Genomic DNA, 243 nt, shown 5'->3' on the forward strand with positions numbered 1-243 from the left:
CGATCTGGCAGAAATCACACCGCCGGGTGCACTCGGACCCGCCGATCAGGAACGTGGCTTCCTTGTCCTCCCAGCACTCAAAGATGTTGGGGCAGCCAGCCTCCTCACACACCGTGTGCAGGCCTTCCTTCTTCACCAGGTTCTTAAGCTGGACGAACTCCGGCCCCATCTGGACCTTGGCCTTGATCCAGTCCGGCTTCCGCTCCACCGGGACAGCAGAGTTGCGCTGTTCAACGCGCAAAA

General features: G+C 60.5%; 1 pseudogene. It reads right to left on the reverse strand.

Features of this window, described 5'->3' with window-relative positions:
* Positions 1-241: pseudogene (locus tag AC5RV1_RS21485) on the reverse strand (lipoyl synthase); the annotation flags it as partial.
* Positions 242-243 lie beyond the last annotated feature (2 nt).

The organism is Arthrobacter sp. Hb9-2 (genome assembly GCF_059091165.1).